15 protein-coding genes are annotated in these 13,975 nt (G+C 41.8%); 6 read left to right on the forward strand and 9 right to left on the reverse strand.

Annotation, left to right across the window (positions count from 1 at the left end; translation table 11 throughout):
• Positions 1 to 107 precede the first annotated feature (107 nt).
• The 4 genes from tusD (at position 108) to J7384_RS09595 (ending at position 1,530) form a co-directional block, all read left to right on the forward strand.
• The gene (gene tusD, locus J7384_RS09580; protein WP_209113425.1) at positions 108 to 470 is read left to right on the forward strand and encodes a sulfurtransferase complex subunit TusD; all 363 of its coding nucleotides are present in this window, start codon (positions 108 to 110) and stop codon (positions 468 to 470) included.
• Between the two features lie 17 nt (positions 471 to 487).
• Positions 488 to 847: a sulfurtransferase complex subunit TusC gene (gene tusC, locus J7384_RS09585; protein WP_209113427.1), complete on the forward strand. Its 360-nt coding sequence runs from the start codon at positions 488 to 490 to the stop codon at positions 845 to 847.
• 66 nt (positions 848 to 913) lie between these two features.
• Complete coding sequence (gene tusB, locus J7384_RS09590) at positions 914 to 1,207, forward strand: sulfurtransferase complex subunit TusB (RefSeq protein ID WP_209113429.1); 294 nt, start codon at positions 914 to 916, stop codon at positions 1,205 to 1,207.
• The gene (locus tag J7384_RS09595; RefSeq protein ID WP_209113430.1) at positions 1,198 to 1,530 is read left to right on the forward strand and encodes a TusE/DsrC/DsvC family sulfur relay protein; all 333 of its coding nucleotides are present in this window, start codon (positions 1,198 to 1,200) and stop codon (positions 1,528 to 1,530) included. The genes tusB and J7384_RS09595 overlap by 10 nt, the downstream gene beginning before the upstream one ends.
• A 24-nt stretch (positions 1,531 to 1,554) precedes the next feature.
• Here the strand turns inward: J7384_RS09595 and J7384_RS09600 are convergent, their stop codons facing one another.
• The gene (locus tag J7384_RS09600; RefSeq protein WP_209113432.1) at positions 1,555 to 1,755 is read right to left on the reverse strand and encodes a hypothetical protein; all 201 of its coding nucleotides are present in this window, start codon (positions 1,753 to 1,755) and stop codon (positions 1,555 to 1,557) included.
• A 135-nt stretch (positions 1,756 to 1,890) separates the two neighbouring features.
• Positions 1,891 to 3,339: a glyceraldehyde-3-phosphate dehydrogenase gene (locus J7384_RS09605; RefSeq protein ID WP_209113434.1), complete on the reverse strand. Its 1,449-nt coding sequence runs from the start codon at positions 3,337 to 3,339 to the stop codon at positions 1,891 to 1,893.
• A gap of 155 nt (positions 3,340 to 3,494) precedes the next feature.
• Between J7384_RS09605 and J7384_RS09610 the strand changes: the two genes are divergently transcribed.
• Positions 3,495 to 4,310, forward strand: a complete 816-nt coding sequence (locus tag J7384_RS09610; protein WP_209113436.1) for a DUF2989 domain-containing protein — start codon at positions 3,495 to 3,497, stop codon at positions 4,308 to 4,310.
• A gap of 102 nt (positions 4,311 to 4,412) precedes the next feature.
• Here J7384_RS09610 and msrB read toward each other — a convergent pair whose 3' ends face one another.
• Both msrB and gndA read right to left on the reverse strand, forming a co-directional pair.
• Positions 4,413 to 4,811, reverse strand: coding sequence for a peptide-methionine (R)-S-oxide reductase MsrB (gene msrB, locus J7384_RS09615; protein ID WP_209113438.1), 399 nt, complete (start codon positions 4,809 to 4,811; stop codon positions 4,413 to 4,415).
• A 42-nt stretch (positions 4,812 to 4,853) separates the two neighbouring features.
• A complete protein-coding gene (gndA, locus tag J7384_RS09620) occupies positions 4,854 to 6,398 on the reverse strand; it encodes an NADP-dependent phosphogluconate dehydrogenase (protein WP_209113440.1) in 1,545 nt (514 codons plus the stop codon).
• A 334-nt stretch (positions 6,399 to 6,732) separates the two neighbouring features.
• On the opposite strand from gndA, the gene gap reads away from it, so the two are divergent.
• Positions 6,733 to 7,758: a type I glyceraldehyde-3-phosphate dehydrogenase gene (gap, locus tag J7384_RS09625; protein WP_209113442.1), complete on the forward strand. Its 1,026-nt coding sequence runs from the start codon at positions 6,733 to 6,735 to the stop codon at positions 7,756 to 7,758.
• A 247-nt stretch (positions 7,759 to 8,005) separates the two neighbouring features.
• Here the strand turns inward: gap and J7384_RS09630 are convergent, their stop codons facing one another.
• From J7384_RS09630 to zwf, 5 genes are read right to left on the reverse strand one after another with little or no spacing between them, the layout of a single operon-like run.
• Positions 8,006 to 8,650, reverse strand: coding sequence for a bifunctional 4-hydroxy-2-oxoglutarate aldolase/2-dehydro-3-deoxy-phosphogluconate aldolase (locus J7384_RS09630; protein ID WP_209113444.1), 645 nt, complete (start codon positions 8,648 to 8,650; stop codon positions 8,006 to 8,008).
• Positions 8,643 to 9,650 carry a glucokinase gene (locus tag J7384_RS09635; RefSeq protein ID WP_209113446.1) on the reverse strand — a complete coding sequence of 336 codons (1,008 nt, stop codon included), beginning with the start codon at positions 9,648 to 9,650 and terminating at the stop codon, positions 8,643 to 8,645. The genes J7384_RS09630 and J7384_RS09635 overlap by 8 nt, the downstream gene beginning before the upstream one ends.
• A gap of 4 nt (positions 9,651 to 9,654) precedes the next feature.
• The gene (edd, locus tag J7384_RS09640) at positions 9,655 to 11,481 is read right to left on the reverse strand and encodes a phosphogluconate dehydratase (RefSeq protein ID WP_209113448.1); all 1,827 of its coding nucleotides are present in this window, start codon (positions 11,479 to 11,481) and stop codon (positions 9,655 to 9,657) included.
• 49 nt (positions 11,482 to 11,530) lie between these two features.
• Positions 11,531 to 12,220, reverse strand: a complete 690-nt coding sequence (gene pgl / locus J7384_RS09645) for a 6-phosphogluconolactonase (RefSeq protein ID WP_209113450.1) — start codon at positions 12,218 to 12,220, stop codon at positions 11,531 to 11,533.
• 11 nt (positions 12,221 to 12,231) lie between these two features.
• A complete protein-coding gene (gene zwf / locus J7384_RS09650) occupies positions 12,232 to 13,701 on the reverse strand; it encodes a glucose-6-phosphate dehydrogenase (protein WP_209113452.1) in 1,470 nt (489 codons plus the stop codon).
• Between the last annotated feature and the right edge of the window lie 274 nt (positions 13,702 to 13,975).

A 13,975-nucleotide genomic window follows, 5' to 3' on the forward strand; every position in this document is an offset into this window, starting at 1 on the left:
AAAATATTCGCTATACTAGTAGCGTCGTAAAAAAGCCCCGTTTACGGGGCTTTTTTATTGGTAAATATATAACGAGATGTACAAAACAACCTAAGACTTAATCAGTTATGCCCTCTCTTGCATTTGTAGTGACAACAGCACCAACAAGCCAAAATACGGCAACGGCAATCAATATTGTGAAAGCCGCTGTACAAAATGATATCAACGTAATCGGCGTGTTTTTTTACCAACAAGGTGTACTTAACGCTGCTAAAAATTTGGCGATTCCAAATGACGAATATCAAACTAAGCAACATTGGTTACAACTTGCTAGCGAGTTTAATATTCCGCTTCATTTGTGTATTACCGCAGCGGAAAAGCGCGGTTTAACCGATGAGGTTGACGATAGTATTGAGCAAGCGTTTACGGTGTCTGGCTTAGGTGAACTTGTTACCCTGTCGAGTCAAGCGGATCGAGTAATTCAATTATGATGCAAACGGATCAACAGATGACCAAGTCTATTGCAATAGTTAATGCTAACGGGCCTCTTTCTACCAATGGCGGTAAAGATTCATTGGATGCCGCATTAATTTACGGCTCCTATGAACAGCCGGTATCCTTGTTTTTTCACGCAGATGGCGTATTTCAACTTATACAGGGAAATAACTTGTCATCGATTGAACAAAAAGATTATTTAAAAACCTTTGAGGCATTAACGTTTTACGATATCGAAAATATTTATTGTTGTGGTCAAAGTCTCGCGCAACGAGGGCTAGAGCAAGATTTTGCTATTGAAGACGTGCAAGTGGTTAATATTGATGATTTCGCAACTAAACTCGCTGAGCATCAGATTATACTAAGGTTTTAGTAACGGGTTTTAATAAAAGTTTCAAACACAAGGCTTTAACACAAACGTGTTAATCTAAATTTTATTATGAGTGTATTACATTTAGTAAGAACGTCAGGCTTTAGCGATACTAATTTTACTCAGTGTCTTGAGCTGTTACTAAAGAACGATGGCATCGCGTTAATCGACGACGGTTGTTATAACCTAGCGCACCCAGCATGGCGAGAGGCCATTTCTAAAATATCGCTTGAGCAATGTTTTTTCATTGGCACACACGCACATGCCAGAGCAATAAAGGACACCTCTGAGGCTACCAATATTGGATTGACTGAGCTCAACCAATTGTTTTTGAAATTTGATACGGTAATGACATGGCAATAACATTTAACAACAAAGAGATAGCGCTAGACAAACACGGTTACTTAGTTAATAGCGACGATTGGCAGGCTGAGTTAGCGCCAATATTGGCGGAATCAGATGGTATTGAACTAACCGAAAATCATTGGGAAGTAGTCAACTTTGTTAGAGCGTTTTACTTAAAGTACAACACTTCCCCTGCTATTCGCGCATTAACTAAAGCAATGAAAGCTGAATTTGGCGAAGAAAAAGCCAGCAGCCGATACTTGTATCGCCTATTTCCTGATGGCCCAGCAAAACAAGCGACCAAATATGCAGGCTTACCTAAGCCCGCACGTTGTATTTAGTTTTACAGATGAAAAAGACCTAAACTAGGCTTTTATATTAACGTTTTGACCAAGGGTTGGGGTTGGTGGTGTTGGTAAGGTGTTTACCACTGCCGATTCAACGAGATCAATAGCTAACTCACCAACCAGCTCTTGCTGACTTTTCTCAAGGCTTACTGCAATCAATTCATTACCAGTGGTAATTTCTCGATTAACCGCTGGTGATCCATTTATTGATAAGGTCATTGTTCGATATACTCCATTGGTTACTGCTATCTCAGTTAATATCGGCATCACGAGTAATAACATTAGACAATTTATTACCCTAAAACAAAAAAACGCTGACCTAAGTCAGCGTTTTTGTTATCAGTAACTCAACAATTACTTACCCGGTAATGTTGGTACATGGACATCAGCCATGTCGTGCATTACTTGCACTACCTGACAGCTGTAACCAAATTCGTTATCGTACCAAACGTAAAGTACAGCACGGTCACCATCAACAATCGTTGCTTGTGAATCAACAACACCTGCATAACGAGAACCAACTAAGTCAGTTGATACAATTTCGGTTGACGCTGTGTAGTCAACTTGGTTTTGTAGCGGTGAATGAAGTGAAATGTTACGCAAGTAATCGTTCAAACCTTCAGTGTCAGTCGCTTCTTTCAGGTTAAGGTTCATGATTGCCATTGAAACGTTTGGCGTAGGTACGCGAATAGCGTTACCCGTTAACAAACCTTTAAGCTCTGGAAGTGCTTTAGCAACCGCTTTAGCGGCACCAGTAGACGTAATAACCATGTTTAATGGTGCGCTGCGACCGCGACGAGGTGATTTGTGGTAGTTGTCGATAAGGTTTTGGTCATTGGTATATGAGTGAACCGTTTCAACGTGGCCATTGCGAATACCAAAGCGATCATTAACTGCTTTAAGTACCGGCGTAATAGCGTTAGTTGTACAGCTTGCCGCAGAAATGATTTTGTCTTCTGGTAAAATCATGTCGTGGTTTACGCCGTATACGATGTTTTTAATATCGCCTTTGGCGGGCGCCGTTAGTAGTACTTTATCAACACCTTTTGATTGTAAATGTTGACCAAGACCTTCTTCGTCACTCCAAATACCTGTGTTATCAACAACTAATGCGTTTTTAATACCGTATTCTGTGTAATCAATTTCAGCTGGTGATTTGGCATAAATAACTTTAATAAACGCGCCATTTGCTTTGATAACGTTGTTTTCTTCGTCGATAGTAATGCTACCGTTGAATGGACCGTGAACAGAGTCACGACGCAATAAGCTAGCACGCTTAGCTAAGTCACCGGCTTTACCTGGGCGAATAACAATCGCACGCAAGTTTAAACGTGAGCTAGGGCCAGCACGTTCGATAAGTAAACGAGCTAAAATACGACCGATACGGCCAAAGCCGTATAAAACAACGTCTTTTGCTTCTTCGTCGTCACCAGGCTTAGCAATATCGGCTAATTCTTTTTCTAAATATTGTTCAATTGATAAACCGTTAGCAGCACCGGCAAATAAATAACGGTAAGCTAATTTACCAATATCTACACGACCGTGGGCTAGGTCCATTTTGCTTAATGCTTCAACAAAAGGGTAACTTTCACGTAAACGCAATTTACTTTCTTCATGCAAAGCAACAGATTTGTGTGCTTTGATAATATCAATAGGAGATGCATTTACTAATGGCTTGCCGTAAATAGTGATCTCAATGCCTTTATTCCTAAAAAGCTGGCCAACAATAGGTTGCATGTTTTCAGCAAGAGTTTGGCGTTCTTGCCAACTCGATTGATACTGTTCCTCAAGTTGAGATGTCATTCTTTAAACCTTTTATTTCAGTCAATTAAACAGTAGTCTATAACCATAGATATTTACTATAGACTAGATAGCGTAAAGCGCGGACATTGTAATGGAACGTGAAATATTTCGCCAGCGATTACAAAAACTATTTTTAACTAAGTCATAATCAACTCATGAAAGCAAAATTTGCAATAATACCCATGCTATTTATTGGCATGTCAGGATGCGACAACGGCCCTTCAATGGCTGAAATGTGTGAATTGGACGCACAAATATGCCTCGATATTCAAGAAGATAATTGGTGTAAAAAAGAGCGTAAGGCCATGCTAATGGCAAACACCGACATGCATCTAGCAAAAGATAACTATGAAAAAGAAGGTAAAACCTATGAATTGTTGTTGTCTTTAGAGACTTATGCTGACTGTATGGGCTTAGCCTCGCAAATTGAGCACATCAAATTAAAAGAGAAAAAGACCAAACGCACTAATAATTACTTGAATGCAAAAAAACACATTGAAGAGATTTCAGAACAACACATTGACTCAGAGCACCCACTGATACTCTATTTTTTGTGGTCTCGCTATCAAAATACGACAGCACTTGAAGACTTTCTTGATATGGAAGGAAGCGTGGCATTGGAAAGCCCAGAAGCACAATTACACTTGGCTACGTATTACGCGAAAAGAGATCGTGAGAAAACCTTAAGTTTACTCTTTCACGCGCTTGAACTTTATCAGGAAGGTGACGTGGTCAACTACGAAATATTCAAATCTATCGCGACCATCTTTACCGATAAAAAAGAGTATAAACAAGCGTATATCTGGTTAAAGGTGTTAAATTTATACGCACCACAAGACCAAGAACTCAACGAAGCCAACTTGGCAAGTTATGCGCAAAGTTTTAACTTAAATGCGACTTTTCTCGATCAAGTTGCTAATAAAACACTCGAAAAAATTAATCAGGGCCAGTTTACAGCACCACGCTTCTAATTCATTTCCTTTGATAAAAAATAGACGCAGTATTATCCCCCCTAGTTCCAAACTAAAAAGCGAGTGAATTATCACTCGCTTTTTTCGTTAAATAGAAGCCAGTTATGTTGGTTCAAATGACAAACTCAGGGAATTAACACAATAGCGTTTACCCGTTGGTTTTGGCCCATCATCAAAAACATGACCTAAATGGCTGTCGCAGTGAATACACTTAATTTCGGTGCGAATCATATGGTGGCTATGATCTGCAACATAGTTTATTTGACCATCAATCGCCTGAAAAAAACTTGGCCAGCCGCAGCCTGCGTTAAACTTAGTTTCTGAACTAAACAAGGCTTGTTCACAACAAGCACAATGATAAACGCCATCTTGCCAATGATCGTTATACTTGCCGGTAAAAGGTCGTTCAGTGGCTGCTAGTCGACAAACGCGATAAGCGTCTTTCGACAATTTATCCCTGTATACTTGGTCACGTTCGCTTTGTTCTATCTTATTGGTCATATCAGCACTCTTCTCACACTTGGTTTTGGCATCAAGCTTGACTTAACTAGTAGTACCTATTTCTACGAGCTTTCTTTCATCTGTCGACCACTCAACATGATACTTTTTGCCGGTGTTTTGATCGGTTCGCTCAAAGGTGTGTGCTCCGAAGTAATCTCGCTGTCCCTGTAATAAGTTAGTGGGTAATACACCACAGCGCATCGAGTCATAGTAAGCTAACGCTGACGAAATCGCGCCAACAGGCACTCCCATCAATGTTGATTGAGCGACAGCTTTTCGCCAATTTAACTGATGTTGGTTAAGTTGACTAATAAAAAACTCATCTAACAGCAAGTTGTCTAATTCTGGGTCTCTGGTAAACGCATCGCTAATCGACTGAAGAAATGCCGCTCTAATAATACAACCTGCACGCCAGATTTTCGCGATACTGGAGAAGTTAAGTTGCCAATTGTACTCTTTGGCGGCCAAACTCATCAATTGAAAGCCTTGAGCGTAGGCACAGATTTTTGCACAGTAAATGGCGTCGTGTAACTGGTCGATAAAGGCTTGCTGACCTGCCTTGTCGATAGGCGCTAAATCACTGCCATCGAGTAATGGCTCAGCTTTTACTCTCAATGATTTAAACGAGCTAATAGAACGTGCATATACCGCTTGCGCAATAGTCGGTGCTGGGCAGCCAACCTCTAAACTACTAACCGCAGTCCAAAGACCAGTGCCCTTTTGTCCGGCTTTATCTAGGATCAAATCAACCAAAGGCGTGTCGTCATCAAGTGGTTTATGACGCAACACTTCAACTGAAATTGACATCAAATAGCTGTCTAATGGCCCTTTATTCCAGTGTTCAATAATATCGGCAATTTCGTTAGCGCTAAGTCCCAGACCTTGGCGCAGGACATGGTATGCTTCGCAGATAATCTGCATATCCGCATATTCGATGCCATTGTGTACCATTTTAACAAAGTGACCTGCCCCTGCTGGGCCGATATAATCAGCGCATGCAGAACCTTGTTCAACCGTCACTACTTGGCCAGGCGCTGTTCGTTCAATCGGCTTTCCTGTTTCGCGATCTACTTTAGCAGCTATCGCTTGCCAAATAGGCTTAATTCGCGTCCAGGCGTACGCACTGCCACTTGGCATAAGTGCCGGACCAAATCTAGCACCCACTTCACCACCTGAAACAGCTGAAGAGAAAAAGATAAAATCACTTTTGTATGTTTGCTCTCTTTCGACGGTATCTCGCCACAGACTGTTACCAGTATCAATAACAATATCATCAGGTTGAATACCAGCGCCAATTAAACTCTGACAAACTTGATCCACTGGCGCACCAGCGGGCACAGAAAGCACAATAAGATGTGGTGCTTTTAAATGAGCGAGCAATTCAGTGTAAGAAGAACACCCTATAATACGAGGCTCACCTTCACTGTACTCAAGGCGGTCTTGCTCTATTGCTTGATTGACTCGTTCCGTGCTCAAGTCAAAAACCGCTATTTTATAACCGTTATCGGCTAAATTAAGCGCAATGTTTTTGCCCATAACGCCCAAACCAATAAACCCGATATCACACAACACATCACTATTTGGCATGCCAATTTTGTCCACTTTAATTAATAGGCCTCAGGTTTAGGTAACAATGCTAAATTGGACCGTCATTGCTATTCATCTAACGCTAAGGTTTAGAAGGTCATTAATAAATTGTTTGCGCAAAGTAAGAATACTCGCTTGGGTAGTTATTTTACCACCAATCCCGTGAATCGCTCCAGAAGAAATACCATTAAAGACAAAATAAAGTAATTAAACATCAAATCGTTGTTTTTGATCAAAAATAGTCAACAGAAATCGCAATAAAACTTGAAAAAATCTCAAAACGATGTAATTTTACTACATAATTATTTTATGCGTATACTTTAAGGTGTTTGCAATGACTACAAAAATAGGTATCAATGGCTTTGGCCGTATTGGTCGTTTCGTATTTCGCGCGGCTATGATGCGCAACGACGTCGAGGTCGTTGGCATTAACGATTTAATCGACGTTGATTATATGGTATATATGCTCAAGTATGACTCAACTCATGGTAGGTTCAATGGTTCTGTTGAAGTTGTAGATGGCAACTTAGTCGTTAATAATCGAGTTATTAGAGTAACGGCAGAACGCGATCCAGCCATGTTAAACTGGTCATCGATCAATGCTGAAGTTGTTGTTGAATCTACCGGCTTATTCTTGACTGATGAGAGTGCGCGCAAGCATATCGAAGCAGGTGCGAAAAAAGTCGTGATGTCTGCACCATCAAAAGACGACACGCCAATGTTTGTTTGTGGTGTTAACCACACTGATTACGTTGGTCAAGACATTGTATCGAATGCGTCATGCACAACCAATTGCCTAGCTCCTATCGCTAAAGTCCTTAATGATAACTTTGGTATCAAAGATGGTTTAATGACAACTGTTCACGCAACAACAGCTACGCAAAAAACGGTAGATGGCCCGTCGGCAAAAGACTGGCGCGGTGGCCGAGGTGCAGGACAAAACATTATTCCTTCATCAACTGGTGCAGCTAAAGCGGTTGGTAAGGTAATTCCTGCTCTAAACGGTAAGTTGACGGGTATGGCATTTCGCGTCCCTACCCCTAATGTTTCAGTGGTAGACTTAACGGTTAACCTAGAAAAACCAACAAGTTATGATGAGATTTGCCAAGCAATGAAAAACGCGGCTAACGGCGAATTAAAAGGTATTTTGGGTTATACCGAAGACCAAGTCGTATCAAATGACTTTGTTGGTGAAACTTGTACATCAGTTTTCGATGCCGGTGCAGGTATCGCATTGACTGATACTTTTGTTAAAGTAGTCGCTTGGTATGATAACGAAATCGGTTATTCTAATAAGGTGCTTGATCTGGTTGCTTACATCAGTAACGAGCAAACGAATGGCTTTCTAAAATCAGCATAAAGCTGAATAAACCAATATAAATTTTGGTAATTTTACAACAAACGGGCTTGATGCCCGTTTTTTTATTGCCCCATTAAGCTGTACTATTTACTTAAAAAAGAAGTACGCATTTTTGTTTAAAGAGCCTAGCAAAAGAAAATGTTGGTGCTATCCATATTAGGTAATTTATATCGATTGGTATGATTAACCACAATAAAAAAGCCAGCATAGTGCTGGCTTTGATGACTCAGTTAAAATGATATAACAATTAAGCCCTGACGTGGGCAAGTGCTGATTGCGCTAGTTTAGTAATTTCTTGCCAGTTTTGCTCTTTGACAATTTTATCAGTCACTAACCAAGAACCGCCACAACAAGCAACATTGTTCAAGGCAAGGTAATCATTAACATTGTTAAGATTGATACCACCAGTCGGACAAAATTTTATGTCGGGAAATGGACCACCTATCGATTGAATCGCTTTTACACCACCTGATGCTTCTGCTGGGAAGAACTTCAAATGGTCATAGCCATAATCAATCGCATCCATAAGCTCTGAAATTGAAGAAATCCCCGGAATCAACGCAATATCACTGTCGTTGCCCGCTTTTAGTAAATCTTTAGTCAGTCCAGGACTAATTGCGAACGTTGCACCAGCATCATAAGATCTTTGTAACATTTCGCGGTTAGTGACGGTGCCTGAGCCAACAATAGCTTCCGGTATGTGCTTCGCAATGGTGCTAATCGCTTCAAGCGCGACTGGCGTGCGCAACGTCACTTCTAATACCTTAACGCCTGCTTCGACCAATGATTCAGCAATTGGTAGTGCGTGCTCCAATTCGTTTATCACTAGTACAGGCACGATTGGCCCGGTGTTAAAAAGTTGCTCTGGAGATATTTGCCAATTTTTATTCACTTTCGTTACTCCCTAGTGATGTTTCGGTCGCATTGTGTTGACTGAGGTAAGCTGAGGCGCCAATGAGGCCAGGATGTGACTCAGTAATCACGAATGTTGCAATATTTTCATTTAAACTTGTCATGCGGCCTTTTTGTTCAAACCTTGCTCTAAAGTCGCTTTCGGCTAAAAATGCGACAAACCTAGGTACAATACCGCCGGCGATATAGACACCACCACTGCTGCCTAGTGTTAACGCCAAGTTGCCAGCGAAACTGCCAAGTACGCGACAAAATTGCGCAAGAGTTTCAACACATAGCGGGCATACATCGGCTAACGCCAATTCTGAAATTTCATGCGCAGAACGGGCGGGTAATTGTGCGTTTTTAATGTGGTTAAGCGCTTGATAAATTTGCTCCAGTCCCAAACCAGACAAGAGCTGTTCGTATGAGACATGATCGTATTTAGTCAATAAATACTGGAGTATTTCAATTTCCTGACTATCGATTGGTGCAAAATCGGTATGACCGCCCTCACCGTCAATGTCAGACCAACCATTTTCATGTGGAATCAAGCCGGCGACACCTAATCCCGTGCCGGGGCCACAAATGGCAATAGGTTGATTCTCAAAAGCTTCGCCCTGACCAATTTTTACTTTGTGTTGTGCGGTTAACTTTGGCATTGCAAACGCTATTGCTGTGTAGTCATTAATGACGATGAGCTTGTTCAACTTGAGTTCATTAGCTAACGCTTGCTTAGAAAATTGCCAAGGCAAATTAGTCATTGAAATCAAATCGTCGCCAACAGGACACGCTATTGCGAGACAAGCATTGATTTTGGCGCCATTAAGCGCTTGTTGATCAATATAGTGCTGTAAAACATCAGCAAGGGTGTCAAATTTTGCACAAGCGAAAACAGAGACATTGTCAATTTCACCGTGTTGATCTACTAAACCAATGCGAATATTGGTGCCGCCGATATCGGCAACTAAATTTTTAATGATGGCGTGATCATTAAGCATTTACTTAGCCCTCAGCCTTAACATCAAACAATGAGCACGCACCTGTGTCGGCAGTACTTAGGTTGTTGCGCATAAAGCCAAACAACTCTCGCCCCATGCCTTCATGATGACCATTGACTTGGAACTGAGCGAGTTCTCGGTTGGCCAGCTCTTGTTCATCAACCATTAAGGTTAACATGCCGTTGTCAGCATCGACCTCAATCATGTCACCATCTCTGACTTTGGCAATTAAGCCACCGTCAACTGCTTCAGGGCATAAGTGAATGGCTGCAGGCACTTTACCCGAGGCGCCAGACATACGACCATCAGTGACGAGTGCTACTTTAAAGCCTTTGTCTTGGAGCACACCAAGTGGCGGCGTTAATTTGTGTAGCTCTGGCATACCGCGTGCTTTAGGGCCTTGAAAACGCACAACTGCGACAAAGTCTTTTTCTAATTCACCCGCCTTAAATGCTGCTTCTAAATCGTGCTGATCTTCAAAGACAACTGCAGGCGCAGTAATATTGCTAGCACCATCGCGCAGCGACGAAGTTTTTAATACTGAAGTGCCTAAATTACCTTTAAGTACTTTTAATCCACCATCTGGTTTAAACGGGTTGGCAACACTGGCGATAACTTCATCGTCACCTGACTCAGTTGCACCATCAATCCATTTGAGTTCACCATTTTCAAGCACTGGTTGTTGGGTATAACGACTCAAACCTCGGCCACAAATGGTTTCGACATCTTCGTGTAGTAAACCGGCAGCTAACAATTCTCTGAACATTAGTGCCATACCACCAGCTTGATGGAAATGGTTAACATCAGCATGGCCATTTGGATAAATGCGAGCGATAAGCGGTACTGCGCCAGAAATATCGTTGAAGTCTTGGAAATCAATAATAATGCCTGCTGCTCTTGCAAAGGCAATAATATGCATAGTTAAGTTAGTTGAACCACCTGTTGCAACAAGGGCAACAATCGCATTAACAATAGAACGTTCATCGATCATGCGACCAACAGGCATGTAGTTGCCAGACTGCTGGGTTAAACGAGTAACTTGACGAGCAGCAGCGCGAGTTAACTCTTCTCGCAATTGACCGTTTGGCGGTACAAACGAAGCACCTGGTAGATGTAAGCCCATCACCTCGACCACTAACTGATTAGAGTTTGCCGTACCAAAGAAAGTACAAGTACCTGGTGAGTGATAAGAGGCAGATTCAGCAGCTAGTAATTCTTCTTTACCTACTTCGCCCTTGGCAAATTGCTGACGAACACGCGCTTTTTCTTTGTTGGGAATACCAGACGGCATTGGCCCTGCTGGAACAAACACAGTTGGTAAGTGGCCAAAAGTCATGGTTGCAATTAATAAGCCCGGGACAATCTTGTCACAAATGCCAAGCATTAGCGCGCCATCGAACATATTATGAGATAGTGCAACAGCGGTAGACATTGCAATAACATCTCGGCTCATCAGGCTTAAGTCCATGCCTGGTTGGCCTTGTGTAACGCCGTCACACATTGCAGGAACACCACCTGCAAATTGGGCTACACCACCTGTTTTGCGAACTTCATCTTTAATAATAGGTGGATAAGTTTCATAAGGCTGATGCGCTGACAACATATCGTTATACGCTGATACAATTGCTATATCAGAGTGATTAAGTTGTTTTAATACGCTTTTGTCAGATTTACCACAAGCAGCGAAGCCATGAGCTAAATTGCCGCAAGACAAATTTGCGCGGTGCACAGTTTCTGACTTTTCGCATTCAATTTTCGCCAAATATGCTTCGCGAGTTGGTCTACTGCGCTCGATAATTCGGTCGGTAATTGCCTGAATTGTTTTGTTCATCGCTCTTTCTCTTAAACTATTCTGTAATCAAGATGTCGTCTTTGCGACATTACTGCGCCCAATAAATATCAAGCTCATTTGATGGATGATGTAAAAAGGCGCTTATTGGCATTTTTTTGTTATCACGGTTAGCAATTGCTTGTTCTAGTACAGTCTTTTTACTGTCTCCACAAATGTGCAACACGGTTTTACCCGCTTGCTGAAGCGCATCAAAACTAAACGAAATACGTTGATGTGGCGCTGTAGTCGGCTCAACTTTTAACACTGCAGCCGTAGTCGACAGCCCTTGCTCTATCTCTGTACTGCACGGGAATAAAGATGCAGTGTGGCCATCTTCACCCATCCCTAAAATAAGGACATCAAATGGCAATAATGACTCTACCGCTTCTCTGTGAATTGACTCGAGTGTTTGTTCCGTTAATTCGCCATCACGCTTTAATTGAAAAAACTGCGCTGCTTGAGCATTGTTTTGTAACAACGCTTCATGTACTAGTCTGGTGTTACTTGCCTGGTCGGCAAACTCAACCCAACGTTCATCTGCCAGTGTCACGGTAATTTTATGCCAAGCTAAGTCATAATTAGACAAGGCTTGAAAAAAGCCTTTTGGCGTAGAGCCACCTGAGACAGCGATACTAGCTCGGCCTTTCTCGCTAATTGCTTTGCTTAATGTTTCTGCCACTTCTGCGGCCAAGCGCTGATCGATTTCAGTGCGACTATCAAATTCATTTAATTGGTACATCTTATTGCCTTTTACTCAACCCACTGGCGATCATCACGCGCGATTAGTGAAATAGATGAAACAGGTCCCCAAGAGCCAGCAGCGTATGGCTTAGGCTTTTCGTTAGTACCTTGCCAAGCATTAATAATGCTATCAGCCCACACCCATGCCGCTTCTACTTCATCACGGCGTACAAACCACGATTGATTGCCATTGATAACTTCAAGCATCAGTCGCTCATAAGCGTCAACTACTCGTTCATTTCCGTAGGTTTCAGAAAAGCTCAAGTCAAGCTTGTTTTCGTGAATATTGATTTGTGAGGCGATACCTGGGATTTTGTTCATTACCTGTAATTCAACGCCTTCGTCTGGCTGCAAACGAATCGTTAATTTGTTACTCGGTAAATCGACATAGCTGTCTTTAAAAATATTGTGAGGTTGTTGTTTAAAGTGAATAACAATCTCACTGTGCTTACACGGCATACGTTTACCTGTGCGCAAGTAAAACGGCACGCCAGTCCAGCGCCAGTTGTCTATTTCTGCCTTAATTGCAACAAAGGTTTCAGTATTACTGTGTTTGTTGGCATCGTCTTCTTGTAAGTAGCCCGGCACGGCTGCACCAGCTAAAAAACCTTCGGTATATTGGCCGCGTACCGTTTTTTCATTGACGTTGTGACGTGTAATTGGTCGCAGTGCTTTCAGTACTTTAAGCTTTTCATCTCGAATACAATCAGCGTCAAAAGCCGCAGGTGGTTCCATTGCAAGCAATGACAAAATTTGCAATAAGTGGTTTTGTACCATATCGCGCATTTGTCCGGCTTCGTCATAAAAGCCCCAGCGTCCTTCAATACCAACACTTTCAGCTACGGTAATTTGGACGTGATCAATACAGTTGCGATCCCAGTTGTTGGTAAATAATAAGTTAGCAAATCTAAGTACTAATAGGTTAAGTACCGTTTCCTTACCTAAATAGTGGTCAATGCGGTAAATTTGATTTTCAGCAAAATAACGAGAGACTTGATCGTTAATCACTTTAGAAGAAGCTAAACAGTGACCAATTGGCTTTTCCATAACAACGCGATCTGCCGCGGTAATCAGCTTAGCGTTGTCTAAGCCCTGACAAATGTCACCGTAAATAGCTGGTGGTGTCGAGAAATAATAAACGCGTGTTTCGTTACCGCCGTTGAGCGTATTGGCTAAATTGTCGTAACTTTTGATCTCTTTAAAATCGAGCGATTGATACACCACACGTGATAAAAATCGTTCAACAACAGCAGGCTCAAGCTCGTGCTTAACAAACTTAGCCAAGTTTTCAGATATCGCTTGTTTGCACTCTTCTAGTGAAAAATCTTGACGGGCAACGCCGACAATACGCGTGTTTTCATGCAATAAGCCAGCTAGGTCAAGATGATATAACGCAGGAAATAGCTTACGTCGCGCTAAGTCGCCCAAGGCGCCAAACAAAACAATATCACTAGCAGATTCAGGTGTAACTGTTTTCATTAGTCATTCTCAATGTATCGGTACTAAGATTAACAATCTTCGATATTTAATTTTTTACTATGTGATGCGAGCCAAACTATGATGTTACTTAGGTACAGCAATCACCATATAACTGCTTACCCTCTTGATACACTGCTGTATCAGCCCTATCACACTGTAAATAAACTACAGGTTGGCGATAATTTATCGTCAATTCGCACCGCAGTAAAGCTGTTTTTGTAATTTTATTACAAATCATTCGTTTGTGCTAGTTTGATCAACAAAAACAACCTGC

The sequence above is a fragment of the Endozoicomonas sp. G2_1 genome, from assembly GCF_017744155.1.
In the GTDB taxonomy this organism is placed as follows: domain Bacteria; phylum Pseudomonadota; class Gammaproteobacteria; order Enterobacterales; family Alteromonadaceae; genus JAGHQT01.

Bases quoted from the DNA above. Each gene is read 5' to 3' on its own strand.
- tusD (WP_209113425.1), top strand. From the start codon at position 108: ATGCCCTCTCTTGCATTTGTAGTGACAACAGCACCAACAAGCCAAAAT.
- tusC (WP_209113427.1), top strand. From the start codon at position 488: ATGACCAAGTCTATTGCAATAGTTAATGCTAACGGGCCTCTTTCTACC.
- tusB (WP_209113429.1), top strand. From the start codon at position 914: ATGAGTGTATTACATTTAGTAAGAACGTCAGGCTTTAGCGATACTAAT.
- J7384_RS09595 (WP_209113430.1), top strand. From the start codon at position 1,198: ATGGCAATAACATTTAACAACAAAGAGATAGCGCTAGACAAACACGGT.
- J7384_RS09600 (WP_209113432.1), bottom strand. From the start codon at position 1,755: ATGACCTTATCAATAAATGGATCACCAGCGGTTAATCGAGAAATTACC.
- J7384_RS09605 (WP_209113434.1), bottom strand. From the start codon at position 3,339: ATGACATCTCAACTTGAGGAACAGTATCAATCGAGTTGGCAAGAACGC.
- J7384_RS09610 (WP_209113436.1), top strand. From the start codon at position 3,495: ATGAAAGCAAAATTTGCAATAATACCCATGCTATTTATTGGCATGTCA.
- msrB (WP_209113438.1), bottom strand. From the start codon at position 4,811: ATGACCAATAAGATAGAACAAAGCGAACGTGACCAAGTATACAGGGAT.
- gndA (WP_209113440.1), bottom strand. From the start codon at position 6,398: ATGCCAAATAGTGATGTGTTGTGTGATATCGGGTTTATTGGTTTGGGC.
- gap (WP_209113442.1), top strand. From the start codon at position 6,733: ATGACTACAAAAATAGGTATCAATGGCTTTGGCCGTATTGGTCGTTTC.
- J7384_RS09635 (WP_209113446.1), bottom strand. From the start codon at position 9,650: ATGCTTAATGATCACGCCATCATTAAAAATTTAGTTGCCGATATCGGC.
- edd (WP_209113448.1), bottom strand. From the start codon at position 11,481: ATGAACAAAACAATTCAGGCAATTACCGACCGAATTATCGAGCGCAGT.
- pgl (WP_209113450.1), bottom strand. From the start codon at position 12,220: ATGTACCAATTAAATGAATTTGATAGTCGCACTGAAATCGATCAGCGC.
- zwf (WP_209113452.1), bottom strand. From the start codon at position 13,701: ATGAAAACAGTTACACCTGAATCTGCTAGTGATATTGTTTTGTTTGGC.